The sequence below is a fragment of the Kribbella sp. genome (assembly GCF_035655035.1).
Taxonomy (GTDB): domain Bacteria; phylum Actinomycetota; class Actinomycetes; order Propionibacteriales; family Kribbellaceae; genus Kribbella.
In genome coordinates this window covers 1-3,263 of the sequence record NZ_DASRVN010000785.1, presented here as the reverse complement: position 1 = coordinate 3,263, position 3,263 = coordinate 1, and the positions used below count along the sequence as shown (strand labels likewise).

Genomic DNA, 3,263 nt, shown 5'->3' with positions numbered 1-3,263 from the left:
GTGAGGTTCCGGCTGACCCACGACGGCGACGTCATCACCTGTACGGCGGACTACCGGTCCGGCCTGTTCGAGCGGCGCAGCGTCGAGCGACTCCTCGAGTACCTCGAGGAAGTATTGCGCAGGGCAACGAGTCGCCCGGAGCTCCGGCTGCCCGAACTCGTGCTCCCGCTGGAGTCCGACCTGCGGGCGCTCCGTGAACTCGAGTCCGACGCCGACCCGGTCGGCCCGATCGGTCGCGTCCGCCGGGACGCCGTGGTGGCCGGTGAGCTCAGCGGCCTGCACACCCTCTTCGAGCAGCAGGTCGCCCGCACCCCGGACGCGATCGCTGTCGTCCAAGGCGATCGCGAGCTCACGTACGCCGAACTCGACCGGCGCGCGAACGCCGTCGCCTGGCAACTCACCGACCTCGGCGTGAAGCCGGGCGAACTGGTCGCGGTACGAGTTGCCCGCGGCACCGAAATGGTCGTCGCGGTGCTGGCCGTGCTGAAGTCCGGCGCTGCCTACCTCCCGCTGGATCCCGGCGTACCCGAGTCCCGCTGGGCGTTCATGGTGCAGGACTCGGCCGCCGTCGCGCTGGTCGGGGACGACGCGGCGCTGGCGGACCGCCTCGGCCTGCGCCTGGTCCCGGTCGCCGTGCCGGCAGCGCGCGTCGACGCCGACGCGCGCGCCAGGCAGGCGCCGCCGGTCCGGGCCGCGGCCGACGACGTCGCGTACTGCATCTACACCTCCGGCTCGACCGGCAACCCGAAGGGTGTCGTGGTCCCGCACCGCGGCCCGGTGAACCTGGTCCGGCACTACCTGCGGACCCGGCGCTCGCTGCGGACACTGCAGTGGACGTCGTTCGGGTTCGACGTCCACGTACAGGAGATGTTCACGACGCTGGCGTCCGGTGCGGCTCTGGTCCTGATCGGCGAGGACGACCGGTACGACCCGGACGCGGTCGTCGCGGCATTGCGCGATCACGACGTACAGCGGCTGTTCATGGCGTTCAGCCCGTTGACCGCGCTGCTGGCGACGATGCGCCGGCTGCCGGAGCTGCCCGCGTTGCGGGAGATCGTCGCGGGCGGCGAGGCGATGGTGCTGACGCACAAGGTGCGGGACTTCCTGGACGCCCATCCGCAGTGCCGGCTGTTCAACGAGTACGGGCCGGCCGAGGCGTCGATCGTGACCACGATCCACGAGGTCGACCCGGCCGAGGACCGGCCGTCGATCGGGCGCCCGATCGAGGGCGTCGCGGTCCGGCTGCTGGATGCCGCGCTGCGGCCGGTGCCGGTCGGCGCGGTCGGCGAGATCCACCTCGGCGGCGCTGCCGTTGCCCAGGGCTACCTCGGCCGGCCGGAGGAGACCGAGCGCGCGTTCGTCGGCGACCCTGGCCACCCCGGCGGCCGGCTGTACCGCAGCCGCGACCTCGGCCGCTGGCGGGTCGACGGCACGCTGGAGTACCTCGGCCGCGCGGACGACCAGGTGAAGATCCGCGGCCACCGGGTGGAGCCCGGCGAGACCGAGCACGTACTGGCGGACCAGCCCGGCGTGGTGGACGCGGTCGTGGTCGCGCAGGTCGAGCCGGGCGGTGACACCTGCCTGATCGGGTACGTCGTCCTCGAGGACAGCGACCCCGCCGTACTGGCCCGGCTGATGCTTGACCTCGGCAAGGAGCTGCCGATCTACCTGGTACCGGCGGACCTGATCCCGATCGAGGAGCTACCCCTCGACGACAACGGCCGCCTGGACCGCGACCGCCTTCCCGAACCCGAGTGGCTCCGGCCGTAGTCCTGCACCGGCCCTAGTTCTGCACCGCGGACGGGGGGTCAGGCCGCTGGCGGCCCCCTCCTGCCGCCATCGTCCGCCGTTCGCGGTGCAGAACCCACGTTCGATACCGTCCCTCCACGGGATCGATCGCGTTGCGAACCGGTCGGACGTTGCCGAAGGCACGGTGGTTCCCGACCGCTGGGTTCACACGGTCGCGGCGGGTGAGTCACCTCGCCCGCCGCCAACGTGCTCCGGTTGATCCAGGCCCCCCCTTGATCTCCCAGCCGTCCGGTCCGAGCCCCCTCGACCGGCCGGGGATGACGGTGCCCCCACCCCATCCATCCGTAGCATCGCTACGCGTAGGACCGCCGTTACACGGATCGCGAAGATTCGTAAGAATTGCGCAAAGGTGCGTGGGAGAACCTTTACCGCACCAGCGTGTTTGTGCGGTTCAGGAGAGCGTGGCCCACGCCTGATGGGCGGCGCCGAGCAGTCCGGCATTGTCCAGTTGGGCCGGCACCACGGTGAGGTCCGTGACGAACGGCAGTTGGGCCAGCCGCTTCACCCAGGCCTGCACCGGATCGAACAGCACCGGCCCGGCCTTCGCGACCCCTCCGCCGATCACGACCGTGGTCAGGTCCACGGTGACGGCCGTCGCCACGATGCCCGCGGCCAGCGCCTGGGCGCCGTCGTCGAACGCGGCCAGCGCGAGCTCGTCCCCGGCCGCGGCGTCGGCGGCCAGTACTTCGGCGTCCACGTCCTCGTCCGTACGCCAGCCGTTGCGCTGCGCGCGGGCGACCATCCGCGGACCGCTCGCGTACGCCTCGACGCACCCGAACGACCCGCACGCGCAGGCCTCGCCGTCCTGGTCGACCACCGCGTGGCCGATGTGCGCCGCGTTGCCGGTCTGGCCGATCAGCGGTTTGCCGTCGACCACCAGCCCGCCGCCGACACCGGTCGACACCACGATGCCGAGCAGGGTCTTGGCGTCCCGGCCCGCGCCGCTCCAGTACTCGCCGAGCGCGAAGCAGTGCCCGTCCAGCCCGAGCGTGACCGGTACGCCGCCGGCTGCCGCCCGGACCCGGTCCACGAGCGGGAAGTTGCGCCAGCCGGTGATGTTCACCGGGGAGACCAGGCCCTGCCGCAGGTCGAGCGGTCCGGCCGAGCCGACGCCGACGGCGAGCGGGGAGGCGTCACCGCGGACCCGGTCGATCAGCTCGCCGAGCGCGCCGAACACCTGGTCGGCGCCGCCGGACGGGGTCCGGATCCGGTCGCCGGTGAGAATCGTGCCGTCGGCGGACACCAAAGCGGCGGCCATCTTCGTGCCGCCGATGTCGATTCCGAGCACGGACTCCCGCGCCACCAACGTGTCATCCCCAGTGTCGTCGCTCATCGTCCCCCCGGTCAGGGCGGTCAGGTCGAGAGACAACGTTATCTGTAGTCGGCCCGAACAGACAGGGGTGAATGTTGGTAATCATGGAAAACCCGCAGGGTGGCGGCAGTTAACTGCCATG

General features: G+C 71.7%; 2 protein-coding genes. One reads left to right on the top strand and one right to left on the bottom strand.

All coding sequences use genetic code 11. The annotated features are described in order from the left end of the window. Positions 1-1,770 (top strand): amino acid adenylation domain-containing protein (locus VFF46_RS39900; protein ID WP_325042481.1); only part of this gene is annotated, 1,770 nt, incomplete at its 5' end. A gap of 430 nt (positions 1,771-2,200) precedes the next feature. Here VFF46_RS39900 and VFF46_RS39895 read toward each other — a convergent pair. Continuing rightward, the gene (locus VFF46_RS39895; protein WP_325042480.1) at positions 2,201-3,142 is read right to left on the bottom strand and encodes an ROK family protein; all 942 of its coding nucleotides are present in this window, start codon (positions 3,140-3,142) and stop codon (positions 2,201-2,203) included. Positions 3,143-3,263 lie beyond the last annotated feature (121 nt).